Here is a 26,993-nt window from a genome sequence, read left to right as displayed (position 1 = left end):
GAGTAACCGAATGGCGATCACACTCTCCGCATCCGATGCCCCCTCGCCGCCGCTGTCGGCGCGGCTGTCGCCGCCGCAGGTCTGGGGCATCGCGCTGCTCGCGCCCTATCTTCTCGTCTTCCTCGCCTTCGTGGTTTATCCGGTCGGCTACGGCCTGTGGCTGGCACGGCATCCGTCGAGCTACGTCGCGCTGTATCATGACCCGATCTTCGCCCGCGCCGCGGTCAACACGCTGATCTTCCTGGTCATCGGCATCAACATCAAGATGCTGATCGCGCTGTTCCTGTCCGGCTTCTTCGCCCAGCAGCGGCCGTGGATCAGGTGGCTGTCGGTGATCTTCATCCTGCCCTGGGCGGTGCCGTCGATCCCGACCATTCTCTCGGTACGCTTCATGCTCAATCCGGAATGGGGCGTGGTCAACCAGCTGATCTTCAAATTCACCGGCGACGACGGTCCAAACTGGCTGAACGATCCTGCGGTCGCGCTGGCGATGGCGATCGGCGTCCACATCTGGAAGTCGCTGCCGTTCTGGACGTTGATCCTTTTGACCGGGCGGCTCGCCATCTCGCACGACCTGTATGAGGCCTCCGACGTCGACGGCGCCAATTGGTGGCAGAAATTCCGCTACATCACCTGGCCGTCGATGCAGACGCTCTACATCACCTGCACGCTGCTCTCGATGATCTGGACGCTCGGCGACTTCAACAGCGTCTATCTGCTCACCGGCGGCGGGCCGGCCGACCTCACCCATGTGCTGTCGACGCTCGGCATCCGCTATCTCAGGCTCGACCAGCTGTCGCTGGCGATGGCCTCGATCGTCTGCGCCATGCCGTTCGTGCTGCCGCTGGTCTATTACATGATGAAACGGTTGTCGCGATGAAGCTGCCCACCCTCCGCGAAGTCGGCACCGAGGCCAAGCTGCTGCTGATCGGCATCCCGGTCTTCATCTGGACCATGATCCCGATCTACCACATGTTCGTGTTCGCGATCTCGCCGAAGGAGGACGCGTTCACCGGCAAGCTGTGGCCTGATCATCCGACGCTGCATAATTTCTCGATCGTGTTCCACCAGCAGCATTACTTCCTGCGCGACTTCTGGATCCAGTTCTGGAATTCGACCGTGATCGCGCTCGCGGTCGGCGCGCTGACGCTGTTCGTCGCGACCGCAGCCGCGTTCTCGATCTCGCGGCTGCGGGTGCCGGGCGGCCGCGCCGTGATGAACATGGCGCTGTTCACCTACTTCATCCCGGCGGCATTCCTTGCCGTGCCGATGTACCGCACCATGGGCACCTATGGCCTCTTGAACAATCACTGGTCGCTGATCCTGGCGATGGTGACGATCGCCGCGCCCTACGCGATCTGGGTGCTGAAGCAGGCCTCCGACAAGCTGCCGGTCGAACTGGATGAAGCCGCGACGATGGACGGCGCCACCACGCTGCAGCTGTTCCGCCTGGTCTATGTGCCGCTGATGATGCCCTCGCTGGTCGCGGTCGGCACCTATGCGATCCTGCTCGCCTGGAACGAATATCTCTACGCGTTTCTGCTGCTCTCGAAGGACACCGACATCACGCTGCCGGTCGCGCTCGGCAACTTCCTCGCCGCCGACGATTCGCCGTGGGAGCTCTTGATGACCACCGGCTTCATCTACGCATTGCCGCCGGCCGCGGTCTATTACGCCTTCAAGCGCTACATGGTCGGCGGGCTGACGGCAGGAGCGGTCAAGTCCTGAGGCCCAAGTCGTAATCCCTCAAAGCGGCGCGGCGCTCTCGCCGCGCGCGCTCGACAGTTTCGAGGCGAACGAGGCGAGTACGATGATCGCGGCGATCAGCGCGATCACCAGCGTGCAGATCGCGTTGATCTCGGGCTTCACGCCGAGCCGCACTTCCGAGTAGATCCGGATCGGCAAGGTCGCCGAGCCGGGGCCGGTGGTGAAGCTCGCGATCACGACGTCGTCGAGCGACAGCGTGAAGGCGAGCATCCACCCCGCCACGATCGCAGGCACGATCAACGGCAGCGTCACCAAAACGAACGCGCGCACCGGATCGCAGCCGAGGTCCATGGCGGCCTCCTCCAGGCTGCGGTCGAGCGCCGAGAGGCGCGACTGCACCACGACGGTGACGAAGCACATCGTCAGCGTGGTGTGCGCGATCGTCACCGTCCAGAAGCCGCGCTCGGCATTGAGCGCCACGAACAGCAGCAGCAGCGACAGGCCGGAGATCACCTCGGGCATGACCAGCGGCGAATACAGCATGCCGGAGAACAGCGCCCGCCCGCGGAACCGCTCGCCCCGCGCCAGCCCGACCGCCGCCAGCGTGCCCAGCAGGGTCGCCAGCGTCGCCGAGACCGCCGCAACCGACAGGCTCATCCACGCCGCCTCCAGCATGGCGCGGTCATTGAAGAACTCTCGGTACCAGCGCAGCGACCAGCCGCCCCACACCGTCACCAGCCGCGAGGCGTTGAACGAGTAGATCACCAGGATGACGATCGGCAGATAGAGGAACGCCATCCCAAGCGCCAGCGAGGTCATGTTGAAGCGTGTCAGTCTGGTCGCAGCCCGCGCCATCAGCTGCCAGCCTCGAGTTGGCGACGTTGCAGGCGGTCATAGAGCACGAGCGGCGGCACCAGCAGCAGCAACAGCGCGACCGCTGCGGCCGACGCCACCGGCCAATCCTTGTTGGTGAAGAATTCGAGCCACAGCGTCTGCCCGATCATCAGCGAGTTGGAGCCGGCGAGCAGGTCGGGGATCACGAACTCGCCGACGATCGGAATGAAGCAGAGCAGCGCGCCGGCACCGACGCCGGGCAGCGACAGCGGGAACGTCACCAGCCAGAACGCCTGCCGTGGCGAGGCGCCGAGATCGCCCGCCGCCTCGAGCAGCGAGGAATCCATCTTCGACAGCGTCGCATAGAGCGGCAGGATCATGAAGGGCAGATAGGAATAGACGATGCCGAGATACATCGCGCTGTCGGTCGACAGCCAGACCACCCGCGCGGAAACAATGTGCAGCGCGAGCAGCACCTGGTTGAGCAGGCCGTCATGCTGCAGGATGTTGATCCAGGCATAGATGCGGATCAAAAACGAGGTCCAGAACGGCACGATTACCAGCATCATCGCCACACCCCGCCAGCGCTGCGGCAGCCGTGCCATGCCGTAGGCAATGGGATAGCCGATCAGCAGCAGGATCAAGGTCGAGGTCACCGCCACGACGAGGCTGCGCAGATAGGACAGGATGTAGAGATTGTCCTGCAGCAGCAGGCGGAAATTGTCGAACGACAGCTGCGCAAACGCGGCAGCCAATGCCGCCCGGCCCTCGGCGAAGTCGAACACCGGCGTATAGGGCGGCTGCGCGATCGCGGTCTGCGACAGGCTGATCTTCAGCACGAAACCGAACGGCACCAGGAAGAACAGCACCATCCAGAGATAGGGCGCGATCGCGGCGAGCCGTGCCGGGCGGGCGAAGATGCGGCGCGCGCTCATTGCTCCAGCACCAGGCAATCGTCGGCGGTGAACCACGCCACCACCCGCTGGCCGGCGAGGTAGGCGTCGACATCGAGCCGCGCGGTGTTGGCCATCGACGCGCGCAGCACCGCGCCGGTTTCCAGCTTGACACGGTAGCTGGTCACGCCGCCGAGATAATTGACGTCGGCAACGACGCCCTCCAGCCGGTTGATCACATGCGAGCCGCCGTCATCCAAGGCCGGCGCACGACGCGACAGCTTCACCTTCTCGGGGCGGATCGCGACACTGACGACCTCCTTGGTCACCGGCGGCCACAACTCGCTGACCGCGAGCGTGCCCGCTTCCGCGGTCGAAACCGTCAGGCGGCCGTGGTCGCGGCCGGCAACCTGGCCGTTGAACAGATTGATGTCGCCGACGAATTCGGCGATCCAGCGCGAGGCCGGCGCCTCGTAGAGATTGCGCGGGGTCGCGACCTGCACCAGCCGGCCGGCATCCATCACGCCGATCCGGCCGGCCATCGTCATCGCCTCCTCCTGGTCGTGGGTGACGATGATGAAGGTCATACCGAGCCGGCGCTGCAGCTCCATCAGCTCGCCTTGCGTGCTCTCGCGCAGCTTCTTGTCGAGCGCGGCGAGCGGCTCGTCGAGCAGCAGCACCTGCGGCCGGCGCGCCAGCGAGCGCGCCAGCGCAACGCGCTGCCGCTGTCCGCCGGAGAGCTGATCCGGCTTGCGCTTCTCGAGCCCTTCGAGCTTGACCAGCGCCACCATCTCCGCAACGCGGGTGGCGATATCCTTGCGCGTCATGCCGGCGCGCTTCAAGCCGAATGCGATGTTGTCGCGCACCGCGAGATGCGGAAACAGCGCGTAGTTTTGGAACATCATGTTGACGGGGCGCTCGTGCGGCAGCACCTGGGCGATGTCGCTGCCGCCGAGCAGGATGCGGCCCTCATCCGGCGTCTCGAAGCCGGCGAGCATGCGCAGCAGCGTGGTCTTGCCGCAGCCGCTCGGCCCGAGCAGCGCGAAGAACTCGCCGGCGCGGATGTCGAGCGAGAGCTGGTCGACCGCGCGGAAATTCCCGAACGACTTGGCGACGCCCTCGATCCGCAGCAGCGGCATGTCCGGGACGGCCGGTTCAGGCAACGGCCTCGCCGCCTCCGCAGTCGCTTCGCCTGCTATCACGTCCGTCAGCCCCGATTCCCCATAAGGTCCAATCCTGGCGGCAAGCTAGCGGCGGATCGCCACCGGCTCAACCGCCTCACGGACATCTCCCGCAATATTGTCGGCGTCTGCGCCTCTGCAGGGGCGGGCTCTCAATGCGTTGCGTCGGCTTTGAGGCACAAACCGGAAGGCATTGCACAGTCCGAACCTTACTGCTTGTGACCCTGAACGGCATCGCGCGCCGATTGCTGCATGCAGATCACTGAGGCAGCGCCACCCCGTCGATTTGCATGACGCCAAGCTGGTCGAACAACTCAATCTGCTCACCGTTCAGCACTGGAATGTAGCAACGACGTCTAGCAGACGAGATCAAGATACAGAGCTTATCCTCCGCAACTGCCCATGTCCCGGTTGCAGGTCCAAAGGACTCGTCCCAGTGCGGATAAGTCATCCTGCCGTCGGGCTCGAATCGCATAGATAACGGACCATTCTTGAGCTTCGGACCAAAGCTGATCGTCTTGCCCTTGAATTTTGCGGCCAGGGTCTCACCTGTCGGTCTTTCGCCGCTTGCCGCGGTGAGCGAGGCATCGGGCCCCGGATCATAGCCCGAGGCCTTCAAGATCAGCCAGAAGAGCCTGGCCATACTCCGGAAAGAAGGTTCGACGTACGGCGCGTCGCGGTCGACACGATGCACCACGACGAGGTCGAGCGCGGGCACGATTAGGGCGTATTGGCCACCCTGGCCTTGGGCCAAATAGCTGCCCGCGGGCAAAATCACCGTGGGCGCAACGTCACCGCCCATAAAACCGATCCACCAGAGATAGCCATAGCCCATCCCGAGATCCGCTCTCGAATAGCTGCGCGTGCTATCTTCCACCCACGTCTGCGGCACGACTTGGTGACCGGCCCAATTGCCTTTGCGCAGATAGAGTAGGGCAAAGCGCGCCAGGTCCCGTGCACTCATGCGGGTCTCATAGGCAGGGTGGATGGACGCTTCGCCGCGAACGTAGCTGCCGTCCTGTGGGCGGTAGTCTTGCATGCCGATCGGCTTTGCGATCCTCTGGTCGAGTGCCTCGAAGAGGCCGGTGCCGGTTGCGTGCTCGTAGATCGTGCCTAGCGCGTTGAAGTCCCAATTGTTGTAAAACCAGAAGGTACCGGGCGGGTGGCTGCCGCGCGGCGGTCTCCTCCTGGCCATGTCCGGCGTCTCATAGAGCGCCGGGTGGTAGACCCCGGAACGCGCTTCGAGGAGCTCGCGCACCGTCGCGCCCTTCTCGATTTCCGTTAAACCAGGCGGATTATCGTCGATGCCGAGTTCGCCAAGGGTGCTGTTGGGGTTGATCAGGTGATCCGACACGGCGATGCCGATCAGGGCGCTGAGCACGCTCTTGCGGATGGAAGCGAGCTCCATTGGCTTCGTCGTATTGCCCCACTCGGCCACGACCTTTCCGTGCTGAACGATCACAACCGCGCTCGAGCGAATCTGATCCGAAAAGGATCGCGCTTGGGCCAATTCGGTCTCTGACCAGCCCAATTCTGCAGGGGTGACGCGCTCCCACTCCGCTGCTGGAAAGCCATCTCCAGCTGTGGCAGGCCCGAACCGAACCAGAGTGCCGACCAGCACGACGGCGAAAACGATCTGGCGGATATACATTGGATCCCACGCGCTGCGAGCTTGATCTGATCGCAGCACAATACTCATTAACGGAAGCTTGGCGGAACGCTTATTGAAGTATTTTCTTTTGGAGTCCCGCCAACGCGTTCTCATAGGACGTCTCCTGTTGGCCCAGCTCGGACCATCCAGCGATATCAGCTTTTGCGATGCTGTTGAGGGCCAAGCAGGCGTAAACCCCGAAGCGGCTCGTTGCCTTTATGAGGACATGCCCTAAACTTCACGGCCAAACGCGGGAGGACAACCGATGATTTGCGACCGCTACGGCCTGCCGCTGACGACCACCTCGGACCGCGCCGCCGCGTATTATGTCGACGGCGTCGATCGGATGCTGGCGGCACTGCACGGCGCCGACGCAGCGTTCGAGGCGGCGATCGCCGAGGATCCCGACTTTGCGTTGGCCCATCTCGGCCGTGCCCGCGTCCACCAGCTCAACATGGAGGGTGCCGCGGCCCGCGCCAAGGCTGCCGACGCCCGGCAGCTCGTGGCGGCTGCCACCCCACGCGAGCGCCAACACATCGAGATCATCGCATCCGTGATCGAGGGCCAGGGCAAGATGGCGACGACGGCGGCCGAACAGCATCTCAGCGACTATCCGCGCGATGCGCAGATACTCTCGCTGCTGCTCGGCGCGTTCGGCCTCTATGCTTTTTCCGGCCGGCCCGACCATGACGCGGCGCGGCTCGCGATCACCGAACGTTACGCGAAGGACTATGGCGACGATTGGTGGTTCCTCACCTATCTCGGCTGGTCGAAGACCGAGGCCGGCGATGTCGTCTCGGGCCGCGCCATCACCGAGCGCGGCTATGCGCTAAAGCCGGAGAACGCCGGTGCCGCGCACGCGCTCGCGCATGCGCTGTTCGAGCAGGGTGACGGCGCCGAAGGCCGCAGCTTCCTCTCCGCCTGGCTGCCGGCGAACGACCGCGCCAGCTTCCTGCAAGGCCACCTCGCCTGGCACCTCGCCTTGATCGCTATCGAGGAAGGCGACGCCGACAGTGCGCTTGCCATCTACGAGCAGCACATCAAGCCGGCGGGCCGGCCCTATCCGCCGCTCAATATCTATACCGACACGGCCTCGCTGCTGTGGCGGCTCACGGTCGCCGGCAAGACCGGCCTCGAACCGCATTGGAAGGATGTCGCCGCCTATGGCGACGGCTATTTCCCGAAGGCCGGCGCGCATTTCGCCGACGTGCATCACGCGCTGGTCGCAGCCACGACCAACAAGGATGCGCTCGAGGCGCGGCTCTCCGAGATGGCGGCGCGCGATGCCGACGGCAAGCTGGCGCCCGGCCCCGCCGCGATCGGGCTCGGCCGGGGCGTTGCGGCCTTCGCGGCCGGCGACCATGACAAAGCCGTGCGCATCCTGGCGCCGCTGATGCCCGAACTGGTGCGGATCGGCGGCAGCCACGCGCAACGCGAATTGTGGGAGGACACCTTCATCGTCGCATGCCTGCGCGCCGGCCAGGGCCGGCAGGCGGCGAGGCTGATCTCGAACCGGCTACATCGCCGTCCGTCCCGGCGCGACCTCGCCTGGTCGCAGGAGGCCGCGAGGCAATAGCCGATCCTCAATCCGGCTTCGTCATGAACGCGGCGAGCGCGTCGCGGTCGGCTTGCGGCATGGTCAACCCGAGCTTGGAGCGGCGCCACAGTATATCATCGGGAAAGCGGGCCCATTCCTTCTGCATGAGGTAACGCACCTCGGCACCGGTCAGTTCAGCACCAAAGGCGGGACCAAGATCGGCCTTCGCTTTGGCGTCCCCCAAAACGTCCTTCACGTTCAACCCATAGGCGGCCACCAGCCGGCGCGCCTGCGCCTCGCTGAGGAAGCGCCAGTGGTCGCGCGCGATGTCGACCTCGGTCTCGAACCGTTGCCAGGCGAATTCGCCGCCCGGCAATGGCGCGGTCGCGGTCCAGCGCGGCGTCATCGGATGGAACCGCGTGAACTTCGACACCGCCCGCTCGGCACGCCACCGCGCGGTTGTCACGTCGCCGCCGAACATCGTGAGCAGCGGCGCCTTGCCGCGCCCGAAATCGAGCGACGCAGCGCCATCGCTTCTGTGCCGGCGCGCGGGCGCAATAACGGAATTGGCGGCGGAGATCGTCCGCAGCACATCGACCGGGGCGATCTGCTCGCGAAAATAACGATTGGCGGCGTCGCAGAGATAGGCCACTTCCCGCACGCCCATCGCGACAATGGCGGGATCGCCCTTGAAGGCATGCGTGATGCTACCGATCAGGGTGAAGTCGCGCTCATAGGGACTGGCGAAAATCAGCTGCCCGTCGGGGTTCTGGAACGCATAGACATTGTCGCAATCGAACAGGCGGCGCACCACGATCTGGCTGATCTGGACGGTCGCGAGCGGCGGCGCCGGCACGCGCAGCACGGTGTCGGCAACGGAGGCGGTCCATGCGCCGGTGGCGTTGACCAGCGATCGCGCCGTGATCACCCGCCGATAGCCGCGATCGATCGCGACCAGCCGCCAGGTCTCGCCGCGCTCGGCCCGGGTCACGCGCGCACCGGTGCGGATCTCGGCGCCGCGCGCCGCCGCGTCGACGGCGGTGAGCACCACCAGCCGGGAATCGTCGGCGACGCAGTCGGAATATTCGAACGCAGTTCCGAACGGCCGTTTCAGCGCATGGCCGACCGGATGGTGGGTGACGTCGAGGGTTGTCGAGCGCGGCAGGCCGCTGCGCGAAGCCAGCCGCTCGTAGAGCAGCAGCAACGACCGCAATTGCCAGGGCGGCCGTTCCTCGGCATGCGCCGGGATCACGAAGCGCGCCGGCCGCACCAGATGCGGCGCGATCCGCAGCAAGACGTCACGTTCCCTCAGCGCGCGCCGGACGCGGAAGAACTCCCGCCGTTCCAGGCCGGCCAGGTCGCCGTGGACCAGCCGCGGCGAGGCCTGCGACGCGCCGGAGCCGAGATCGCCCTGCTCCAGCAGGATCACGCGCAGGCCGCGGCCGGCCGCATCACGAGCCACGCTCGTGCCGTTCAGGCCACCGCCGATGATCGCGACGTCATAGTCCGCCATGCCAACGGCTATCGCATTTCAATGCGAACGAAATACGTGTTCGCACAAAAAATGCGTCACGGCGCAGCCCCAATCGAAGCAAAGAACTGTTCCGGCCCATCGACCTCGATCAGCTTCTTGCCTTCGATCACCCAGAACCGGTTGGCCACCGTCCGCACGAACTGGCGGTCGTGCGACACCAGGAGGCAGCTGGCCTGCCACTCCATCAGTTCCTCCTCCAGCGCCTCCTGGCCCTCGATATCGAGGTGGTTGGTCGGCTCGTCGAGCAGATAGAAGTTCGGCTGGGTCAGCCGCAGCACCAGCATGCCGAGACGCGCCTTCTGCCCGCCCGACAACCGCCCGATCGGACGGCCCTGCATCTCGATCGAGAGGCCTGCGCCGGCGAGCAGGCCGCGGGCCCGCTGATCGCCGACCTCGAAGCGCCGCGTCAGCATGCGCATCGGCGTGTCGCCATCCCTGAGATCGGCCAGCCCCTGGTCGCAATAGCCCAGCACCAAGGACTCGGTGGCCCGGATCGCCGCGACGGCCGCCTCGGGGGTCCCGATCGCGAGCCGCAGCGCCGCGACGAACCGGGTCTTGCCGGCGCCGTTCGGCCCGAGCAGCGCGATCCGGTCGCCCCTGCAGATGAACTGCTGGCCGGTCCTGAACAGCGGCCTGCCGTCGGGAGTGGCGACTTCAGCGTTGTTCAGCCTGATCAGAACCTTGGCATGGGTGTCGCGGTTGGCGAGCCGGATCGTCCCAGCGGATCGCTCCATATGCGCCGGCTTCGCCGTCTCCTCCAATTTCTCGGCGCGCTGCTTCAATTGCTTGGTCTTCGACAACAGAAGGTCGCTGCCGGAATTGATGCCGAGATTGTTGAGCTTCGCGGCCTGCTGCCGAAGCTGCCGGACCGCCTTCATGTCGCGCTGATAGCGCCGCTCGTCGGAGGCATCGAATTCGTCGAGCGCAGCGCGCGCCGCGGTGTAGGGCAACGAGAACAGCTGCGACCGCTCCGGACGCAGGAACAGCGTCCGGTTGGTGGTCGCATCGAGAAAAGCGCGATCGTGGCTTGCGATCACCACCGGCATTTCACGCGGCAGCGTGTTCAGCCAACTCTCGAGCCGGCCAATCTTGGCGAGGTCGAGATGGTTGGTCGGTTCGTCGAGCAGCAGCAGGTCCGGCTCGGTCACCAGCGTGCGCGCCAGCATGGCGAAGCGCAGCCAGCCGCCGCTCAATTGCTTGAGCGGTCTTGCCCACAGTTCCTCGGGCACCTCGAGCGATTGCAGGGCGACGTCGACCCGCCAGCCTTCGCTGCCGCGTTGCTCGGCGAGCAGCGCGTCGAGGACGGCGGCATGGAACGCCCTGTCCAGCAGGCTCAGTGGCGCATCCTGCTCGACGTGGCCGACGGTCAGGCCGCGCGCGCGGGTGATGTCGCCTTCATTGGGCTCCATCGCGCCTGCGATACAGCGCAGCAGCGTGGATTTGCCCCGGCCGTTGGCGGCCACGAGGCCGATCCGGTCGCCGGCATTGACGGCGAAATTCAGTTCGGAGAACAGCGGCGCGTTCAGCGTCACGCCGAGATTGCGTATGTTGATGAGGGACACGGTCAATTCTCTGGTCTTGCCGGCGAACACGGCATCCGGGCATCCAGCCATCGGATGTGCGTGTCGGAGCGCGGCGAGGAATTCAAATGCGACACGAACTCTCAAGTTCGACGCCGCACGGCCACGAAGGGCAGACCAGGAAGAGATTTTAGTCGAGTTTCCGGTCAGCCCTGCAAACGCATCTGCAGGGCGTTGACGGGGCCACGCTTGAGGTGGGGATCAGTGAATCTCGCCACGACGCAGCCCTCCTTTCTCGGCAAAAAAGTTGTGGTGCGCCGAGATTTATCCGGACGCGCAACCGATGGCAAGCGCAGCCGGCGGGGCCGGCCTGACGGGTCAGGCGGATTTACCCGGCTTTGCGCACGGTTTCGGCCAACCGGTCGCCGCCGACCAGCGCGGCAAATTGACCGATCGGAGCCGGCCGGCCGATCAGATAGCCCTGCACCGCGTCGCAGCCTTCCTCGGCAAGGAAGGCGAGTTGGGCCTCGGTCTCGACGCCTTCGGCGACGATCGACATTTCAAGGCCGTGGCCGAGATCGATCACCGCGCGCACGATCGCGGCCGATTGCGGATTGCGGCCGAGATTGATGACGAAGGCGCGGTCGATCTTGATCTTGTCGAACGGAAACGCCTGCAGATAGCTCAGCGAGGAATAGCCGCTGCCGAAATCATCCATCGAGATGCGCACGCCGAGCGCCTTCAGCCGGCGCAGCAGCGACAGGCCGCGGTCGAAATCCTCGATCAGCACACCCTCGGTGATTTCGAGCTCGAGGCGATCGGGCGTCAGCCCGGTCTCGAGCAGGATCGAATGGACCAAGCCGACGAGGTCGCCATGGGTGAATTGCGCCGGCGACAGGTTCACCGCGACCTGCATCGGAACCGTCCAGGAGGCCGCCTCGCGGCAGGCTTCGCGAAGGATCCATTCGCCCATCTCGACGATCAGGCCGCTCTCCTCCGCGAGCGGGATGAAGTCACTGGGCGGCACGAAGCCGCGCACCGGATGGTGCCAGCGCGCCAGCGCCTCGAAACCGATGATCTGGCTGCCCGCAACGCTCGCGCCAGCGACCGCCTGCGGCTGGTAGTAGAGCGACAACTCGCCGTTCTTGATCGCGACCGACAATTCCTGATGCAGCACCCGGCGATCGCGGATCTGCTGGTCCATCTCGGGCTCGAAGATCGAGATCGTGCCGCGCGACTTCGCCTTGGCGCGGAACAGCGCCGCGCCCGAATTGGCCAGCAGCGAGGCGGCGTCGGATCCATTGTGCGGGAACACAGCGATGCCGGTGGTGAGCCCGGTGCGCACCGATTTGCCGTCGATCAGGAAATCCTGCCCGAGCGCCTCGCCGGCCTGCTCGGCCAGCGCGATGCCGGCGACCGGCTGCCGGCCGTCGATGATGAGGCCGAATTCGTCGCCGGACAGCCGCGCGACCACGCCGCCGCGTGCCACGGCCTGCAAACGCTGCGCGACCTCGATCAGCACCTTGTCGCCCATCGCATGGCCGTAGACGTCGTTGATCTCCTTCAGCCCGTCGAGATCGACGCAGAGCACGGCGAACTCCTCGTCGGTGCCGTCGCAGGCCTCGATCATCTGGGTCAGCGCCTGCAGGAAGGCTGAGCGGTTCGGCAGATCGGTCAGGCCGTCATGATAGGCCATGTGCGCCATCCGCGACTCGGTCTGGCGCCGGTCGGTGACGTCCTCGTGGGTCTTGATCAGATATTGCGGCTCGCCGCTATCATCGAGCACGGTCATGCGGCGGGTCAGGAACAGCCGCAGGCCGTCCTTGGTCGAGATCGGGTGCTCCTCGGCGATCATGCTGCGCTTCCTGATCGCGGCCTCGTCACGGGCGACGATCAGCTTGGCTTCGCGCGCGTTGAAGATGTCGGACGCGGTGAGGCCCGCGGCATCCTCGCGGCGGCGGTTGAGGATCGTTTCGGCGCTGCGGTTGGCCAAGAGGTAGCGGCCGTCGCTGACCCGCTGCACGATCAGCGAGACCGGGATGTTGTCGACCACGAGCTCGAGGAATTTCTTGTTGTTCTCGAGCTCGCGCGACAGCGAGCGGCGGTCGGTGACGTCCTCGAACAGCGCGATCAAGAACTCCGGCTCGCCGGCTTCGTTGCGGGCGATCACCCGGTTCGACGCCAGGATGCGCTTCTCCGCACCGCGTTCGACGGAGAACTCGCTGCGATGATAGCCTTCCGGTGCGTTCAGCGCCGCGCGGTCGGCCGTGTCGATGCTGACGGCGGTCTCGGGGCGGAAGATCTCGTCGGCGCGCTTGCCCACGATGTGATCGCGCGAGAAGCGCGAGAAGCGCTCGAACGCGCGGTTGGCGAAGATGTAGCGGCCGTCCTCGATGTTCTTGGCCGCGACGCAGACCGGCACGTTGTCGAGCACGGATTCGAGGAACTGGGTGGTCGAGGCGAGCTTGCGCGACAGCTTGCGCTGGTCGGTGCAGTCGAGATGGGTCGCGACCGAGCCGCCGTTCGGCAGCGGAAAATATCGCACCAGCACCGATCGGCCGCCGGGCAGCTCGGTGACCATCCCCTCGGGCGTCGCGGCCCGCGCAAAGAAATCCTCGGCGCTGACGTCGAGCACGCCGCGGTCGCGGCGCAGCTCCAGCAGTTCGGTGCCGGTCATGTGGCGCCGGATGTCGGCCCGCGACAGGCCGTAGATATCGAGATAGCGGTCGTTGCAGAACACGATCCGCTCTCGCGCATCGGTCATCACCACGCCCTGGTTCAGATGGTTGAGGGCCGACGAGACAAAGGCGTTGCGCCGCAATTGCGCGCGCTTGGCCTTGCGCAGGGCGGAGAGCACCCAGAGCCCGATCGCACCGAGGAACGAGGCAACCACCACGCTGCCGATCAGGAGCTCCCAGACCACGCCGGGATCGAGGTCACCGAGATAGGTCGAGGGCGCAAAGGCGGCGGAGGCGGCCCGGGCTGCACCGAACGGCACGACGGCGGCGACCAGGCAAAGGACGGCCCTTGCCGGAATCCAATTCTTCCCGCCCGCCTGCCACTTCCTGCCAGCCATCGATCACCCGCGGATTTCCGGGGCGAGTGTCCGGTTCCGGCGGTTTGGATCGGGTAAACGCGTAGGGCTGCAACCGGGAAATGCCGCTTAATATACGGCAATTGCCCTGACATGATTAATGCTCCACTAACAGGGCATGGCTCCCCAACTAATTGAGATGGCGCAAACACTTGCCGAATGCGATCGGATCGGCAGAACGATGTTGGCGGCAACGGCCAGGGCATGGCTGCGCGGAAATATTCGGACCTGAAGGACAAGATGGACAGGGTTGATTGCGTGATCGTCGGTGCGGGGGTGATCGGCCTCGCGGTGGCGCGCCGGCTGGCACAGGCCGGCCGCGAAGTGATTGTGATCGAGGAGGCCGAAGCGATCGGCACGGTGACCTCGTCGCGCAACAGCGAGGTGATCCACGCCGGCATCTACTACAAGGCCGGCAGCCTGATGGCGCGGATGTGCGTCAGCGGCAAGCGGGCGCTGTACCGCTACTGCGCCGAGCACGGCATCCCGCACAAGAATTGCGGCAAGCTGATCGTCGCCACAACAGCGGCGGAGACCGAGAAATTGCAATCGATCCGGGCTCATGCCGCGGCCAACGGGGTCGACGACATGCAGCTGTTGTCCGGCGCGGCGGCGCGTGAGCTGGAGCCGGCGCTGAATTGCGACGCGGCGCTGCTGTCGCCCTCGACCGGGATTATCGACAGCCATGCTTACATGCTGGCGCTGCGCGGCGACGCCGAGGCGGCCGGGGCGGCGTTCGCCTTCCATACCCCGCTGCTGCACGCGCGGGCGACGGCCAACGGGTTCGAGGTCGAAGCCGGCGGCGCAGCGCCGATGACGCTCGCCTGCGATCTCCTGGTCAATGCCGCCGGCCTCGGCGCGACGGCGATCGCGCGCAATGTCGAGGGCATGCCGATCGATTTGATTCCAACGGCTTATCTGGCCAAGGGCAATTATTTCAGTTGCAGCGCCAGGGCGCCGTTCTCGCACCTGATCTATCCGGTGCCGGAGCCCGGCGGGCTCGGCGTGCACCTGACGCTCGACATGGCCGGACAGGCACGGTTCGGCCCCGACGTCGAGTGGATCGATCGCATCGATTATGCGGTCGACCCGGCTCGCGCCGAGCGGTTCTATCCGGCGATCCGAAAATACTGGCCGACCCTGCCGGATGGCGCGCTGATGCCGAGCTATTCGGGAATCCGGCCCAAGATCGTGCCGCCGGCGGTGGCGACCCAGGATTTCCTGATCCAGGGGCCGACCGATCACGGCGTCGCCGGCCTGATCAACCTGTTTGGGATTGAATCGCCCGGGCTGACGTCGTCGCTCGCGGTCGCCGACCACGTCGGCGAGCTGGCAGGGCTCTGAGCAAATGCAGCAAACCCTCCCGAGGGAGACGCGCTTCCGCGCTCATCCCTCGGTGAAAGGCCAGATTATTCGCTAGTTTGCGGGGACGGTGACTTAGTGGACCGTGTCGTCGGTGGAGAGTCTCAACCGTTCGATCTGGTCCTTGACCATGAGCTTGCGGCGCTTCAGCTCGCAAATGTGCAGGTCGTCTACGGAGGGGTGAACGAGCGCTTCGTGCAGTTCGTTCTCGAGTATTTTGTGCTTACGCTCCAGCTCAACGAGATGGGCCTGTATTGCCATTGCGAACACTCCTCGGTGCGTTAAACCTCAGGTTCGATCCGGACTCCTGAGTGTACACAAGTGGGCGGCGCTGTCGATGGGGGACGCGAAATGCCGCACGCACGCATTTCGGTTTATCTGTAACCAATCGTGACTATGGAACCGGTCCGGCTTGCGCAGCGCGCCCGCAGGGAGGATATTCCGGCGAGCGGCTGCTTCGGCCGCAACAACCTCGTCGTGCTTACCAGTCAATACGCAACCATGAACGATCAGGATGAGCGCGAACTCCTCTCCGAGCTTGCGCGTCTGCAACAAGAGCACCGCGACCTCGATGCCGCGATCGACGCGCTGCATCAGTCGCCAGCGCCGGATCTCCTGATGCTGCAGCGCTTGAAGAAGCGGAAGCTGCAATTGCGCGACCGCATCGCCTTCATCGAAGACCAGATCACGCCCGACATCATCGCCTGAGGCGCGCCAGCCGGGTTCGGCGGCCCGCCGGTTCAGGTCGGTCGGGGGTTTTCCCCGTCATCCACAGCACCCGGCCGGCTTCACGTTCGCGGCAACGGACGCGGGCGCGGTTTTCGGCGCTTGACTCCAAAAGAACAAAATAAGAACATACTGACGCAGCCTCCAGCCAGCCATCAGAGGGAGTTTCGCCATGTCCGCACCGCCTTCCCTGCCCGAGCACACCCACTACGAGAAGGCCTGCGACCAGGCGATCGCGATGTGCGACGGCAACCTGCGCAGCACCATCAAGGCGCTGATCATGGCCAACGAATATCTGGAAGCCGAGCTCGAGGAATTGCAGGCCGCGATCACGGCCGGCTGCGTGCCGGCGCGAACCCAGTTGGCGAGCGACGCGGCAAGCGACGCCGCCTGATCTCCGGGAGTACGGCAATGGCTGACGTGACCTATTACGTGGCACTGCCCTTCATGCAGGACGAGGACGGCACGCCGGTCGCCGGCAGCGGCGAGGAATGCCAGAGTTCGGCGATCGCCATGCGCCGGGCGGAAACGATGTCGCGGATGCCCGGCAGCATCGGCGCCGTCGCGTTCAGCCGCACCGGCGATCCCGCGATCGGCGAATTCGGCGATGCCAAGCTGCTGCGCGCCTACGGCAACGTGCCTGAAGATCTCAGCGCGCTGTAACCGCTGGGGATGACGGCCTCGAGAGTTCACCTCTCCCTTGGGAGAGGTCGAGGTGAACCGAGACCGCGCCAGGCCGATTCAACCAAAACTCATCCTGCTCTGGGATTCTCTTAGGACTCATGGCGCCGCTGCGCCTTGCGGACATACATCGCACGGTCGGCCTCATCGAGAACGCGGTCGACATCGGAATGCGCGGTGATGATCGCAACGCCTGCGGAGGCGCCCGCGGAGACGCGGCTGCCACGGAACACGAAGCTCAGGCGATCGATCGCGTCTTCCAGCGCAGCCGCCTTGGCACGCGCGTCAGTCTCACTGAGATTCCACAGCAGCACCGCGAACTCGTCGCCGCCGAGGCGGCCGATCACGTCGGAGGCACGTATCTGGTCCGATATCGCGGCAACGATCGTCTTCAGCACCTCGTCGCCGGCCGCGTGCCCGAAGGCATCGTTGATCGGCTTGAGGCGGTCGACGTCGAGCACGATCAGCGCGCCGGACGCCTGATAGCGCTTGATGAAGGAGAGCGACCGGGCGAGCTCGCGCTCGAAGCCGCGACGATTGAAGATGTCGAGCAGGAAGTCGGTCTCGGCCGAGGTCTGCAGCTCCTCGATCCGGGCCTGGGCCCGCGCCAGCTGCGTCCGCAACCTGCGGATGGTGGATTTATCGCTGGAGGCCACCGCGCCTCGCGTGGAGGCTTCGGTTCCAGCCGCCTTGGTTCCAGTCGCCTTGGTTCCAGTTCTGCCCGGCCCCGGGTTGCGCGCGGCGGGCGCGCTTTTTCGTCGCTTTGCGGCCCCTGAGGCGGCCGCCGTGGTCTTTTTCTTCATGCGCATCCTTGTTGAGGCCTGCTTATGAAGGCTTGCCGGGATTCACCAAGACAGGATAGTCCATTCTGACTCCCTTGCCACGCCTTGGATGAGAACCGGGCCGTCCCTATAATCGGCCTATGCTTTTGGATTCCTGCACAGAATTGAAGAGATGACCGCTCCGATCGCCATCATCATGGGAAGCCAGTCCGACTGGGAAACCATGCGCCATGCCGCCGAGACCCTGGCCGCGCTGGGTGTTGCCTGCGAAACGCGCATCGTTTCGGCGCACCGCACCCCGGATCGGCTCTTTGCCTTTGCCAAGGGCGCCAAGGCGGCCGGTCACAAGGTGATCATTGCCGGCGCCGGCGGCGCCGCCCACCTGCCGGGCATGACGGCCGCGCTGACGGAGCTTCCGGTGTTCGGGGTTCCCGTGGAGTCGAAAGCGCTGTCCGGCGTCGATTCGCTGTACTCGATCGTGCAGATGCCGGCCGGCATCCCGGTCGGGACGCTGGCAATCGGCAAGGCGGGTGCGATCAATGCCGCGCTGCTCGCGGCGAGCGTGCTCGCGCTCAATGATCCTGCACTCGCGGCCCGCCTTGCAGTATGGCGCAAGGCGCAGACCGATGCGGTCAAGGAACACCCGGAGGCCTCGGCGTGACGGCTTCGAACCCTGTGAAGCTGAAGCCGGGCGACACCATCGGAATCCTCGGCGGCGGACAATTGGGCCGCATGCTGGCGATGGCCGCAGCGCGCCTCGGGCTGCGCTGCCAGGTGTTCTCGCCGGATCCGGACTCGCCGGCCTTCGACGTGGTGCAGCACGCCACCTGCGCGGAATATGCCGACGTCGAGGCGCTCGAGCTGTTCGCCAACGACGTCGACGTCGTCACCTATGAATTCGAGAACGTGCCGGCCGCGACCGCAATGGTGCTTGCCGCGCGCCGCCCGGTGCTGCCGGCATACAAGATCCTCGAGACCACGCAGGACCGCCTTATCGAGAAGGATTTCGTCAGCAAGCTCGGCATTGGCACCGCCGATTATGCCGACGTCTCCTCTGTCGCCACGCTGCGCGCCGCGATCGAGCGGATCGGCCTGCCGGCCGTGATCAAGACCCGCCGCTTCGGCTATGATGGCAAGGGCCAGGCCATCATCCGCGCCGGCGACGACATCGAACAGGTCTGGGACGACCTCGGCACCAAGTCGGCCATTCTCGAAGCCTTCGTGCCGTTCGAGCGCGAGATCTCGGTGATCGCGGCCCGCTCCGCGTCCGGCGAGGTCGAGTGCTTCGACGTCACCGAGAACGAGCATCGCGATCACATTCTGAAATTTTCACGGGTGCCGGCCGCGATCCCCGAGGAGCTTGCCGCGCAGGCGCGCGCGATCGCCGAAAAGATCGCATCCGCACTCGACTATGTCGGCGTGCTTGCGGTGGAATTGTTCGTGGTGCCCGGCAATGGCAGCAAAGCGACGGTGCTGGTCAACGAGATCGCGCCGCGCGTGCACAATTCCGGCCACTGGACGCTCGACGGCGCCTCGATTTCACAATTCGAGCAGCACATCCGCGCGATCGCGGGCTGGCCGCTCGGCAAGCCGGTGCGCCATGGGGAGGTCACCATGACCAACCTGATCGGCGACGACATTCTGAGCTACGAGCAGTGGCTCACCGTTCCCGGCGCGACCGTGCATCTGTACGGCAAAGGCACGCCGCGCCCGGGACGCAAGATGGGCCACGTCACCGAAGTGACGCCGCCGCGCAAGTCATAGCCGATTGAGACCTGCTGGTGTCCCGAATCCCACGTTCGCATCATTTAAGTTGAACTGGTTTGACCACGGCTGCGGTTCACCTCTCCCCGACGGGGAGAGGTCGATTTGCGCAGCAAATCGGGTGAGGGGCCGCAGCTCTAACGAGAGACCGTAATCCCTCACCCGGCGCTACGCGCCGACCTCTCCCAAGGGAGAGGTGGACTCGGCTGCCGCTCTACACCAACCTAATCGCATCACGCTCTGCACGAAAATGGGATCGTGAGGCTCACGATCCCATTCGCCAATCACATCACGCAGTCTTGACGCCGGCGACGACGCCGGTCGGCTCGTCGCTGAGCCAGCGATAGATCACGCCGCCGAGCGCACCGCCGATCAAAGGCGCGACCCAGAACAGCCAGAGCTGCCCCAGCGCCCAGCCGCCGACGAACAATGCCGGACCGGTGCTGCGCGCCGGGTTCACCGAGGTGTTGGTGACGGGAATGCTGACGAGATGGATCATCACCAGCGCGAGGCCGATGGCGAGCGGCGCGAAGCCGGCAGGCGCCTTGCCGTGGGTCGATCCCATGATGATGAACAGGAACATCATGGTCATCACGACCTCCATGATGAAGCAGACCACCATGCTGTACTGGCCGGGTGAATGCGCGTCATAGCCGTTGGAGGCGAAGCCCTTGCTGACATCGAAGCCGGGCGCACCGCTGGCGATCACATAGAGCAGCCAGGCCGCGACGATCGCGCCGATGACCTGCGCGATGATGTAGGGCAGCACCTGGCCGCCGGGGAAACGCCCGCCTGCGGCGAGCCCGACCGTCACCGCCGGATTGAGGTGGCAACCGGAGATGTGGCCGATCGCGTACGCCATGGTCACCACGCTCAACCCGAAGGCCAATGACACGCCGACCAGGCCGATCCCGACCTGCGGAAAGCCGGCCGCAATGACAGCGCTGCCGCAGCCAGCGAATGTGAGCCAGAACGTACCGATCAGCTCGGCCGCGTATTTCTTCATATCCATGTGGCATCTCCCCTATTTCCAATGTCCGGGTTATCCAAAACTCCGGGAACGGCCTCGATCCTGGCGCCAAACCACCCAAATCAGGGCCGCACAAAGGCATTTTCGCCCCATTTCGTGGCTTTACTAGGCCCGAAAGTCACTCGACCGGTGGACATCTGCGCGTTTGTCTGATACATGCGCGCGCCTAGGGTTAAGAAGCAGGCCTTTTGCCGCCCCTTTACCCCGCCAGAATTCCGAACCGATCAATTCAAAAGAGGATGCCGCGTGCAGGTTCTCGTCCGCGATAACAATGTCGACCAAGCCCTGAAGGCGCTGAAGAAGAAGATGCAGCGCGAGGGCATTTTCCGCGAGATGAAGCTCCGCGGTCACTACGAAAAGCCCTCTGAGAAGAAGGCCCGCGAAAAGGCCGAAGCCGTGCGCCGCGCTCGCAAGCTGGCGCGCAAGAAGCTGCAGCGCGAAGGCCTGCTGCCAATGAAGCCGAAGCCGGTGTTCGGCGCTGGTCCCGGTGGCGACCGCGGCGGCCGTCCCGGTGGCGCTGGCGCTGGCCGCGGCCCCCGCTGAACCGTTTTGCCGATCTGGAAGTCTAACAGCGCGGGCCATGGGCCCGCGTTGTCGTTTTGATGCAAAGCCGCGTTCCGGGGCACCCATGCAAGATTACCGGCAAGAGCATTTTGCATGACGGATGCTCGGGCACCCCGCACTGGCTTTCCCGCACCATTCGACCGCAGTCGCGCGGCGCAATCCATCATCATCGCAATGGTTCTCGGCCTGCCGCTCGGGGGCTGCTCTTTCGACCTCGGCTCATGGGGCTTGGACGACAAGCCGAAACCGGCTGCTGCCGCCGCCGGCAAGCCGGCTGCCGACACCATCACGCCACAGGACATCAGCAGCGCCAGGGATCACGTCACGCGCGGCCAGGTGCTGGCGCGTTCCGGCAAGATCGACGAGGCGCAGGCGGAGTTCGAGCAAGCGCTGACCGCCGACCCCTACAACATCCAGGCGCTGTACGGCCGTGGCCTGATCTACCAGGGCCGCGGACAGCATCAGCAGGCGATCGACGATTTCACGGCGGCCAGCGGGCTGTCGCCGCAGAGGGCCGAACCCCTGGTCGGCCGCGCCACCAGTTACCTTGCGCTCGACAAGGCCAAGCAGGCCGCCACCGACCTCGATGAGGCGGTGCAGGCCGATCCCAACAATGTTGCGGCGTGGAGCGCCCGCGGCCAAGCCTATGAGCGGCTCGGCGACAAGGCCAAGGCGGCAGCGTCCTACAACCGCGCGCTGGCGCTACGGCCCGGCGACGGCAACGCGCGCAGCGGGCTGGTGCGCACGGGCGGATAAGGCCTGATGAGATTCGGTTGAGCTGTAACGGCGTCGAAAGTTCACCTCTCCCTTGGGAGAGGTCGATTTGCGCAGCAAATCGGGTGAGGGGTGACGGTCGATCGAGAGAGCAAGAGCCCTCACCCGGATTGCACTGGACGATGCTTCGCATCACCAGGCGCAATCCGACCTCTCCCCGGCGGGGAGAGGTGAACCAAGACCGCGCAAAGCCGATTCAATCAAACTCGCTTTAGTCTCAGGCTGCTTTCGGCAGGACGCTTACTTCGGCAGGACGGCGTGGAACATCGACCTCATGCCGGAGAACATGTCGTCGGTCACCGAGCTGTGCTCATTCTTCGGCGCAGCCATCGTCGCGTCGGCCCGCAGGTCGAGCGGCGCCTGGATCACCGGGACCGGAATGTCGGCCGGCGGGGTCAGCCGGTTCGAATCCTGCGCGCTGGCGGCGTAGGGCGGACGCGGCTGCGAGGATTGATCGGCATTGTCGCTGGACGGGTTCGACACCATGATCGGCGGCGGCAACGGCCGGATCGCCGACGAAGCAGTGGGGCGCTGCGCGTCAGGCAGACGGGCAAGATCGGTGCGCGGCGCATCCTGGGAGCGCGCGGCGTCCTGGGAGCGCGCCGCTTCCTGCGGGCGTTCCTTGCGCAGCCGCTCGATGGCAGCGCGCGCCAGATCGTTGGCGTCGCGGTTTTCCTCCGGCGTGGCGGCGGCCTCGACCGGTGCAGCCGTGGTAGCAGGCGCGGCCGGCTGCGGCGCGGCGGGCGTCACCTTTGCGACCGCCTTCGGCGCAGCCGGATGATGACGGGCGTCGGCGGGAATGCTGGCGGTATCAGCCGGCGCGTCAGGCTTCTGGTCGGCGGATTTCTCGGTGACGGTCGCCTTCTCGGACGCCGACCGCTCGATCAGCGTGCGCTCGGACATGCCCTTGGCCTTCACACCGGCTTCGGGAAGGCTGCTGACCACGGTGGCGGGCTTGGCGGCGGCTTTCGGATCGACGGCCGTGGTCACGGCTGCGGCGGCGGGCGCCTCCGGCTTGGACACGATGTAGTGATTGACGATGTACGCCCCGATGATGGTCGCTGCCACCGAGGGTAAGATGTCCATCACGAATTTCTTCAGGTAACTCAGCATGACCTGCCACTCCCCACCCCGTTATTTCATGCTGGAACTTTGAGGCACATTCAGGGATCAACTGCGACGGATCGGTGGCAAACCCCCGTTCCGACGTCACCTTTGGTGTCACTTTGGTTTCAGCGGAGGCGCCCCCTGCGTAGGCCGCATCCACCTCTCAATTCATCGTGCAGCCGTTAACGGGTTATGAATTTCCACAGCCGCGCCGGCTCGGACCTGCCATTCGGCGCGCGCAGGGTTAAGCACGGCGTCAGGGCTTGAGTTCAACCTCCAGGAACACGATCTCGCTGGCCGTCTCGTTCAGCACGTCGTGCTGAACCCCGGCCTTGCGGAAGTAGGACTTGCCGGCCCCAAGCTGCGCCTTCGAGCGCTCGCCATTCGGCGCCACGATGGTCATCTCCCCGGCCGTGATCGGTACGATGACGTAGTCCATCTCATGGGTGTGGTGGCCGGTGGCGCTGCCCGGCGCGAGCCGCCATTCGGTGACGCGAACCTCCGCCGTATCCACCTGCACCTCCGATTTGGCGCTGAGCATCGTCATTTTCTCCGAGTTTCTTGCTTGAGCGAATCATGCCCTACGGCACGAAAACCATGAACACGAACACCGCGAACACCACCATGTGAACGAGCCCGAACAGGATGTTGGTGCGGCCGGTTCCGAAGGTCAGCATGCTGACCATGAAGGTCAGCAGCAGGATCAGCATATGCTGGTTGCTGAGCCCGAGCACCAGCTGCTTGTCGAGCACATAGGCGGCGAGGGCCACCGCGGGAACCGTGAGCCCGATCGTCGCGATCGAGGAGCCGAGCGCGAGGTTGATGCTCTTCTGCAGGTCGTTCTTGCGCGCCGCCGCCACGGCGGCGACGCTCTCCGGCAGCAGGATCAGGGCCGCCACCACCAGGCCGGCAAAGGCCGGCGGCGCACCGATCTTGACGGTGACGACATCGACCACCAGCGAGAATTTCTTGGCCAGCAGCACCACCGCCAGCAGCGACACCAGCAGCAGGACGACGCTGATCGCGGTCTCACGGTCCGACATCACCTCGCCATGCGCCGCCGCCTCGTTGGCGCCGCTGACGAAGTAATCGCGGTGGCGGATGGTCTGGGTGTAGAGGAACACCGCATAGAGCAGCAGGGTCACGACGCTGATCACGGCGAGCTGGGCCGTGGAATAGATCGGGCCGGGCGCGGTCAGCGTGAAATTCGGCATGTCCAGCGTGATGGTCGCGAGCACGAACAGCACGCTGAGGTAAAGATTCGCGCCGGTGATCTGGAAATCCTGCTCGCGGTAGCGGATGCCGCCGATGAAGATGCAGAGCCCGACCAGGCCGTTGCAGACGATCATCACCACCGCAAACACGGTGTCGCGCGCCAGCGTCGGGGCCGGCGTATCGCCGAGCATGATGGTCGAGATCAGCGCCACCTCGATGATGGTCACGGCCAGCGTCAGGAGCAGCGTGCCGAACGGCTCGCCGATCCGCTCGGCGATCATCTCGGCGTGATGCACGGCCGCGAACACGGTGCCGAACAGGATCACCAGCAGCACGGCCGCGAACACCCAGCCGGCCGCCGACGGCGCGAAACTGTAGCCGGTGGCCGAGACCGCGGCAAACAACAGCACCGCCAGAACGGGATACAGCCAGGCCGACCGTGGCATCGGTCCGTGTGCGCTCATATCGTCAGACCTCTCAATTCGACTGCCGCGATTATGCGATAGACAAGCGCCGCCGTCAGCCTCTTGCGGCGTCGATGAACGGCCTCACCGTCCCCATCGCACCGAATTCGTCGAGATTGTCGTGCCCGCCGCCGGGCAGCCGCACGAACTGCTTGGGCTCGTGAGCGAGGCCGAACAGGCGCTCGCCGAAACGGATCGGGATCGCCGGGTCGTCGGTGCCATGCATGATCAGGAGCGGCACCGTGACCCCAGTGATTCGCTGGTCTGAATGGAATTGATCCCGCATCAGCAGGCTGACCGGCACAAACCAGAAAATCGCGCCGGCGACGTCGGCCGTCGACGTGTAGGGCGCTTCCAGGATCAGCCGGCCGACCGGATGCTCGGCGGCAAGCGCGACCGCAACGCCGGTGCCGAGCGAGAATCCCCAGGCCACGATCTCAGCGGGACGGTAGCGCGCAGTGGTGAACGCGTAGGCTGCCGCAGCGTCACGCAGCAGGCCCTGCTCGCTCGGAGATCCGCTCGAGCCGGCATAGCCGCGATAGGACAGCGCCACCAGCCCGGTGCCGTCGGCGGTGATCGCCTTGAAGCGCGCGACCCGCCCGGCAAGGAAATCGCCATTGCCAGGAAAGAAGAGCACGACGGGCCGGCCGGGCTTCGCCGCCACGTGCCAGACGATGACCTTCTCGCCGTCATCCGTGGTCAGGACATGCTCTTCGGCCTCGGGAAGGCCGGCGGCCGCGGGCGCCGTCCGTCCCACCGGCGGAATCGGAAACAGCATCTCGCGCTGCTTGACGTACAGCACCGCAAGGCCCCCGAGATAGACGACCGCGGCGACGATCAGCAGCCATTTCATGATCGTCAGCACCACGCGCAAATCCCGCCTGCCGCTCTAGATTTGGTGTGTCGGATGATGCGAGCCCCCATCGCTACTTTGCATGGGGTTGTTTTCGCGGTTTTTCGTCCCGCCCCTGATTCTTGGTGGTCGGCGAGACAGGCCTGCGCCTGGAAACGAGCAGCTTTTCGACCTCGAGCCTGACGCTGTCCGGAACGGGCCGGCACGCGCAAACATTCGCATGCGCCACATGCCACCTGATGCGCTGCTCGCGCGTCGCCCGGGGCGGCATGCGATGGTCTCGATGCCACTCCCGGTTCAGTGCCACTCGCCGCCCGCCTACATCGCCTTGACGATGTTCTCGGTGACCTTCTTGGCGTCGCCGAGCAGCATCATGGTGTTGTCGCGGTAGAACAGCGGATTGTCGATGCCGGCATAGCCTGACGCCAGCGAGCGCTTGATGAACATCACGGTGCCGGCCTTCCAGACCTGCAGCACCGGCATGCCGTAGATCGGCGAGGTCTTGTCCTCCTCCGCCGCCGGGTTGGTGACGTCGTTGGCGCCGATCACGAAGGCGATGTCGGCCTGGGCGAACTCCGAGTTGATGTCCTCGAGCTCGAACACCTCGTCATAGGGCACGTTGGCTTCGGCGAGCAGCACGTTCATGTGGCCGGGCATGCGGCCCGCCACCGGGTGGATGGCGTATTTCACCTCGACGCCTTCCTTCTTCAGGAGGTCGGCCATCTCGCGCAGCGCGTGCTGGGCCTGCGCCACCGCCATGCCGTAGCCCGGTACGATGATGACCTTGGAGGCGTTCTTCATGATGAAGGCGGCATCGTCAGCCGAGCCGAGCTTGGCGGGCTTCTGCTCGCCCGAGCCGCCGCCGGCCGCCGCGGTCTCACCGCCGAAGCCGCCGAGGATCACCGAAATGAACGAGCGGTTCATCGCGTGGCACATGATGTAGGACAGGATCGCGCCCGACGAGCCGACCAGCGCGCCGGTGATGATCAGCGCCGAATTGCCGAGCGTGAAGCCGATGCCGGCCGCGGCCCAGCCGGAATAGGAGTTCAGCATCGAGATCACGACCGGCATGTCGGCGCCGCCGATCGGGATGATCATCAAGACGCCGAGCGCCAGCGCCAGGATCGTGATCATCCAGAAGTCGAACGCGCTGCCCGAAAGCACGAGGCCGACGATGAAGAACACCAGCGCCAGCGCCAGCACGATGTTGATGACGTGGCGGAACGGCAGGATGATCGGCGCGCCGCTCATCCGCGCCGACAGCTTCAGGAACGCGATCACCGAGCCGGTGAAGGTCAGCGCGCCGATCGCGACGCCGAGCGACATCTCGACCAGGCTCTGCGGATGGATGTTGCCGGGCGTACCGATATCGAAGGCCTCGGGCGCGTAGAACGCGCCGGCGGCGACCAGCACCGCGGCCATGCCGACCAGCGAGTGGAACGCGGCGACCAGCTCGGGCATCGAGGTCATCGGCACCCGGCGTGCGATCACGGCGCCGATGCCGCCGCCGATCGCGACCGCGACAATCACCAGCAGCCAGGCCACGCCGTCGGCCGGCGGATGGCTCGCCAGCGTGGTGGCGACCGCGATCGCCATGCCGATCATGCCGAACATGTTGCCCTGGCGCGACGACGCCGGGCTCGACAGGCCGCGCAGCGACAGGATGAACAGCACCCCCGCCACGAGGTACAACAGTGCAGAGAGATTGGCGCTCATCTCA

Annotated in this window: 26 protein-coding genes; 11 read left to right on the top strand and 15 right to left on the bottom strand. The window is 65.4% G+C overall.

All coding sequences use genetic code 11. The features are described 5' to 3' along the window. Positions 1-10: 10 nt before the first annotated feature. Positions 11-880, top strand: a complete 870-nt coding sequence (locus ACTUWL_RS21440) for a carbohydrate ABC transporter permease (RefSeq protein WP_021078525.1) — start codon at positions 11-13, stop codon at positions 878-880. Further along, positions 877-1,728, top strand: a complete 852-nt coding sequence (locus tag ACTUWL_RS21435) for a carbohydrate ABC transporter permease (RefSeq protein WP_021078526.1) — start codon at positions 877-879, stop codon at positions 1,726-1,728. The genes ACTUWL_RS21440 and ACTUWL_RS21435 overlap by 4 nt, the downstream gene beginning before the upstream one ends. Positions 1,729-1,746: 18 nt before the next feature. On the opposite strand, the gene ACTUWL_RS21430 is transcribed toward ACTUWL_RS21435, so the two are convergent. The 4 genes from ACTUWL_RS21430 to ACTUWL_RS21415 all read right to left on the bottom strand — a co-directional run bounded on the left by ACTUWL_RS21430 (position 1,747) and on the right by ACTUWL_RS21415 (position 6,380). Next, positions 1,747-2,562, bottom strand: a complete 816-nt coding sequence (locus tag ACTUWL_RS21430; protein WP_021078527.1) for an ABC transporter permease — start codon at positions 2,560-2,562, stop codon at positions 1,747-1,749. Further along, on the bottom strand, positions 2,562-3,476 hold the full coding sequence (locus ACTUWL_RS21425) for an ABC transporter permease (RefSeq protein ID WP_021078528.1): 915 nt from the start codon (positions 3,474-3,476) through the stop codon (positions 2,562-2,564). Before ACTUWL_RS21425 ends, ACTUWL_RS21430 begins: the two co-directional genes overlap by 1 nt. Next, positions 3,473-4,645, bottom strand: coding sequence for an ABC transporter ATP-binding protein (locus tag ACTUWL_RS21420; protein ID WP_035651072.1), 1,173 nt, complete (start codon positions 4,643-4,645; stop codon positions 3,473-3,475). Before ACTUWL_RS21420 ends, ACTUWL_RS21425 begins: the two co-directional genes overlap by 4 nt. Before the next feature lie 229 nt (positions 4,646-4,874). After that, positions 4,875-6,380, bottom strand: coding sequence for a serine hydrolase domain-containing protein (locus tag ACTUWL_RS21415; RefSeq protein ID WP_021078530.1), 1,506 nt, complete (start codon positions 6,378-6,380; stop codon positions 4,875-4,877). Positions 6,381-6,612: 232 nt separating this feature from the next. Between ACTUWL_RS21415 and ACTUWL_RS21410 the strand changes: the two genes are divergently transcribed. Further along, complete coding sequence (locus ACTUWL_RS21410) at positions 6,613-7,842, top strand: tetratricopeptide repeat protein (RefSeq protein ID WP_106940389.1); 1,230 nt, start codon at positions 6,613-6,615, stop codon at positions 7,840-7,842. 7 nt (positions 7,843-7,849) lie between these two features. On the opposite strand, the gene ACTUWL_RS21405 is transcribed toward ACTUWL_RS21410, so the two are convergent. From ACTUWL_RS21405 to ACTUWL_RS21395, 3 genes are all read right to left on the bottom strand, one after another. Continuing rightward, a complete protein-coding gene (locus ACTUWL_RS21405) occupies positions 7,850-9,316 on the bottom strand; it encodes a glycerol-3-phosphate dehydrogenase (protein ID WP_021078532.1) in 1,467 nt (488 codons plus the stop codon). A gap of 56 nt (positions 9,317-9,372) precedes the next feature. Then, positions 9,373-10,899, bottom strand: a complete 1,527-nt coding sequence (locus ACTUWL_RS21400) for an ABC-F family ATP-binding cassette domain-containing protein (protein ID WP_035651129.1) — start codon at positions 10,897-10,899, stop codon at positions 9,373-9,375. Between the two features lie 346 nt (positions 10,900-11,245). Next, a complete protein-coding gene (locus ACTUWL_RS21395; RefSeq protein WP_021078534.1) occupies positions 11,246-13,933 on the bottom strand; it encodes a sensor domain-containing protein in 2,688 nt (895 codons plus the stop codon). A gap of 258 nt (positions 13,934-14,191) precedes the next feature. Between ACTUWL_RS21395 and ACTUWL_RS21390 the strand changes: the two genes are divergently transcribed. After that, positions 14,192-15,295, top strand: coding sequence for an NAD(P)/FAD-dependent oxidoreductase (locus ACTUWL_RS21390; protein ID WP_035651132.1), 1,104 nt, complete (start codon positions 14,192-14,194; stop codon positions 15,293-15,295). A 93-nt stretch (positions 15,296-15,388) separates the two neighbouring features. Here ACTUWL_RS21390 and ACTUWL_RS21385 read toward each other — a convergent pair whose 3' ends face one another. Beyond that, positions 15,389-15,574 (bottom strand): YdcH family protein, encoded by a 186-nt coding sequence (locus ACTUWL_RS21385; protein ID WP_021078536.1) that lies wholly within the window; start codon positions 15,572-15,574, stop codon positions 15,389-15,391. Positions 15,575-15,814: 240 nt separating this feature from the next. Between ACTUWL_RS21385 and ACTUWL_RS21380 the strand changes: the two genes are divergently transcribed. The 3 genes from ACTUWL_RS21380 (at position 15,815) to ACTUWL_RS21370 (ending at position 16,702) form a co-directional block, all read left to right on the top strand. Then, positions 15,815-16,021: a YdcH family protein gene (locus ACTUWL_RS21380; RefSeq protein WP_035651135.1), complete on the top strand. Its 207-nt coding sequence runs from the start codon at positions 15,815-15,817 to the stop codon at positions 16,019-16,021. 190 nt (positions 16,022-16,211) lie between these two features. Beyond that, entirely contained in the window at positions 16,212-16,433 is a 222-nt protein-coding gene (locus ACTUWL_RS21375) for a hypothetical protein (protein WP_021078538.1), read from the top strand. A 17-nt stretch (positions 16,434-16,450) separates the two neighbouring features. Then, a complete protein-coding gene (locus ACTUWL_RS21370) occupies positions 16,451-16,702 on the top strand; it encodes a hypothetical protein (RefSeq protein WP_021078539.1) in 252 nt (83 codons plus the stop codon). A gap of 110 nt (positions 16,703-16,812) precedes the next feature. Here the strand turns inward: ACTUWL_RS21370 and ACTUWL_RS21365 are convergent, their stop codons facing one another. After that, complete coding sequence (locus ACTUWL_RS21365; RefSeq protein ID WP_291735677.1) at positions 16,813-17,376, bottom strand: GGDEF domain-containing protein; 564 nt, start codon at positions 17,374-17,376, stop codon at positions 16,813-16,815. Between the two features lie 298 nt (positions 17,377-17,674). On the opposite strand from ACTUWL_RS21365, the gene purE reads away from it, so the two are divergent. Continuing rightward, on the top strand, positions 17,675-18,163 hold the full coding sequence (gene purE / locus ACTUWL_RS21360) for a 5-(carboxyamino)imidazole ribonucleotide mutase (RefSeq protein ID WP_021078541.1): 489 nt from the start codon (positions 17,675-17,677) through the stop codon (positions 18,161-18,163). Beyond that, positions 18,160-19,266: a 5-(carboxyamino)imidazole ribonucleotide synthase gene (locus ACTUWL_RS21355; protein ID WP_021078542.1), complete on the top strand. Its 1,107-nt coding sequence runs from the start codon at positions 18,160-18,162 to the stop codon at positions 19,264-19,266. The genes purE and ACTUWL_RS21355 overlap by 4 nt, the downstream gene beginning before the upstream one ends. A gap of 289 nt (positions 19,267-19,555) precedes the next feature. Here ACTUWL_RS21355 and aqpZ read toward each other — a convergent pair whose 3' ends face one another. Beyond that, positions 19,556-20,278 (bottom strand): aquaporin Z, encoded by a 723-nt coding sequence (aqpZ, locus tag ACTUWL_RS21350; protein ID WP_021078543.1) that lies wholly within the window; start codon positions 20,276-20,278, stop codon positions 19,556-19,558. A 264-nt stretch (positions 20,279-20,542) separates the two neighbouring features. On the opposite strand from aqpZ, the gene rpsU reads away from it, so the two are divergent. Both rpsU and ACTUWL_RS21340 read left to right on the top strand, forming a co-directional pair. Then, positions 20,543-20,839, top strand: coding sequence for a 30S ribosomal protein S21 (rpsU, locus tag ACTUWL_RS21345; RefSeq protein WP_021078544.1), 297 nt, complete (start codon positions 20,543-20,545; stop codon positions 20,837-20,839). A 114-nt stretch (positions 20,840-20,953) separates the two neighbouring features. Beyond that, positions 20,954-21,616, top strand: a complete 663-nt coding sequence (locus ACTUWL_RS21340) for a tetratricopeptide repeat protein (RefSeq protein WP_021078545.1) — start codon at positions 20,954-20,956, stop codon at positions 21,614-21,616. Positions 21,617-21,874: 258 nt separating this feature from the next. Here ACTUWL_RS21340 and ACTUWL_RS21335 read toward each other — a convergent pair whose 3' ends face one another. The 5 genes from ACTUWL_RS21335 to ACTUWL_RS21315 all read right to left on the bottom strand — a co-directional run bounded on the left by ACTUWL_RS21335 (position 21,875) and on the right by ACTUWL_RS21315 (position 26,989). After that, entirely contained in the window at positions 21,875-22,747 is an 873-nt protein-coding gene (locus ACTUWL_RS21335) for a hypothetical protein (RefSeq protein ID WP_021078546.1), read from the bottom strand. 250 nt (positions 22,748-22,997) lie between these two features. After that, positions 22,998-23,282, bottom strand: coding sequence for a cupin domain-containing protein (locus ACTUWL_RS21330; protein ID WP_021078547.1), 285 nt, complete (start codon positions 23,280-23,282; stop codon positions 22,998-23,000). A 40-nt stretch (positions 23,283-23,322) separates the two neighbouring features. Beyond that, complete coding sequence (locus ACTUWL_RS21325) at positions 23,323-24,420, bottom strand: calcium:proton antiporter (protein ID WP_021078548.1); 1,098 nt, start codon at positions 24,418-24,420, stop codon at positions 23,323-23,325. Positions 24,421-24,475: 55 nt separating this feature from the next. Next, on the bottom strand, positions 24,476-25,282 hold the full coding sequence (locus ACTUWL_RS21320) for an alpha/beta hydrolase (RefSeq protein ID WP_035651138.1): 807 nt from the start codon (positions 25,280-25,282) through the stop codon (positions 24,476-24,478). 309 nt (positions 25,283-25,591) lie between these two features. After that, complete coding sequence (locus ACTUWL_RS21315) at positions 25,592-26,989, bottom strand: NAD(P)(+) transhydrogenase (Re/Si-specific) subunit beta (RefSeq protein ID WP_021078550.1); 1,398 nt, start codon at positions 26,987-26,989, stop codon at positions 25,592-25,594. Positions 26,990-26,993 lie beyond the last annotated feature (4 nt).

This window comes from Bradyrhizobium sp. WCU1 (assembly GCF_053474805.1).
This window is presented reverse-complemented; position numbering and strand designations above follow the sequence as displayed.

Excerpts from the sequence above, each read along its gene's own strand:
- ACTUWL_RS21380 (WP_035651135.1), top strand. The coding sequence starts at position 15,815 with ATGAACGATCAGGATGAGCGCGAACTCCTCTCCGAGCTTGCGCGTCTG.
- ACTUWL_RS21435 (WP_021078526.1), top strand. The coding sequence starts at position 877 with ATGAAGCTGCCCACCCTCCGCGAAGTCGGCACCGAGGCCAAGCTGCTG.
- ACTUWL_RS21335 (WP_021078546.1), bottom strand. The coding sequence starts at position 22,747 with ATGCTGAGTTACCTGAAGAAATTCGTGATGGACATCTTACCCTCGGTG.
- ACTUWL_RS21330 (WP_021078547.1), bottom strand. The coding sequence starts at position 23,282 with ATGCTCAGCGCCAAATCGGAGGTGCAGGTGGATACGGCGGAGGTTCGC.
- ACTUWL_RS21390 (WP_035651132.1), top strand. The coding sequence starts at position 14,192 with ATGGACAGGGTTGATTGCGTGATCGTCGGTGCGGGGGTGATCGGCCTC.
- ACTUWL_RS21375 (WP_021078538.1), top strand. The coding sequence starts at position 16,212 with ATGTCCGCACCGCCTTCCCTGCCCGAGCACACCCACTACGAGAAGGCC.
- ACTUWL_RS21410 (WP_106940389.1), top strand. The coding sequence starts at position 6,613 with ATGCTGGCGGCACTGCACGGCGCCGACGCAGCGTTCGAGGCGGCGATC.
- ACTUWL_RS21440 (WP_021078525.1), top strand. The coding sequence starts at position 11 with ATGGCGATCACACTCTCCGCATCCGATGCCCCCTCGCCGCCGCTGTCG.
- ACTUWL_RS21425 (WP_021078528.1), bottom strand. The coding sequence starts at position 3,476 with ATGAGCGCGCGCCGCATCTTCGCCCGCCCGGCACGGCTCGCCGCGATC.
- ACTUWL_RS21370 (WP_021078539.1), top strand. The coding sequence starts at position 16,451 with ATGGCTGACGTGACCTATTACGTGGCACTGCCCTTCATGCAGGACGAG.
- ACTUWL_RS21395 (WP_021078534.1), bottom strand. The coding sequence starts at position 13,933 with ATGGCTGGCAGGAAGTGGCAGGCGGGCGGGAAGAATTGGATTCCGGCA.
- ACTUWL_RS21430 (WP_021078527.1), bottom strand. The coding sequence starts at position 2,562 with ATGGCGCGGGCTGCGACCAGACTGACACGCTTCAACATGACCTCGCTG.
- ACTUWL_RS21415 (WP_021078530.1), bottom strand. The coding sequence starts at position 6,380 with ATGAGAACGCGTTGGCGGGACTCCAAAAGAAAATACTTCAATAAGCGT.
- ACTUWL_RS21405 (WP_021078532.1), bottom strand. The coding sequence starts at position 9,316 with ATGGCGGACTATGACGTCGCGATCATCGGCGGTGGCCTGAACGGCACG.
- ACTUWL_RS21325 (WP_021078548.1), bottom strand. The coding sequence starts at position 24,420 with ATGAGCGCACACGGACCGATGCCACGGTCGGCCTGGCTGTATCCCGTT.
- ACTUWL_RS21315 (WP_021078550.1), bottom strand. The coding sequence starts at position 26,989 with ATGAGCGCCAATCTCTCTGCACTGTTGTACCTCGTGGCGGGGGTGCTG.
- aqpZ (WP_021078543.1), bottom strand. The coding sequence starts at position 20,278 with ATGGATATGAAGAAATACGCGGCCGAGCTGATCGGTACGTTCTGGCTC.
- ACTUWL_RS21340 (WP_021078545.1), top strand. The coding sequence starts at position 20,954 with ATGACGGATGCTCGGGCACCCCGCACTGGCTTTCCCGCACCATTCGAC.
- ACTUWL_RS21385 (WP_021078536.1), bottom strand. The coding sequence starts at position 15,574 with ATGGCAATACAGGCCCATCTCGTTGAGCTGGAGCGTAAGCACAAAATA.
- purE (WP_021078541.1), top strand. The coding sequence starts at position 17,675 with ATGACCGCTCCGATCGCCATCATCATGGGAAGCCAGTCCGACTGGGAA.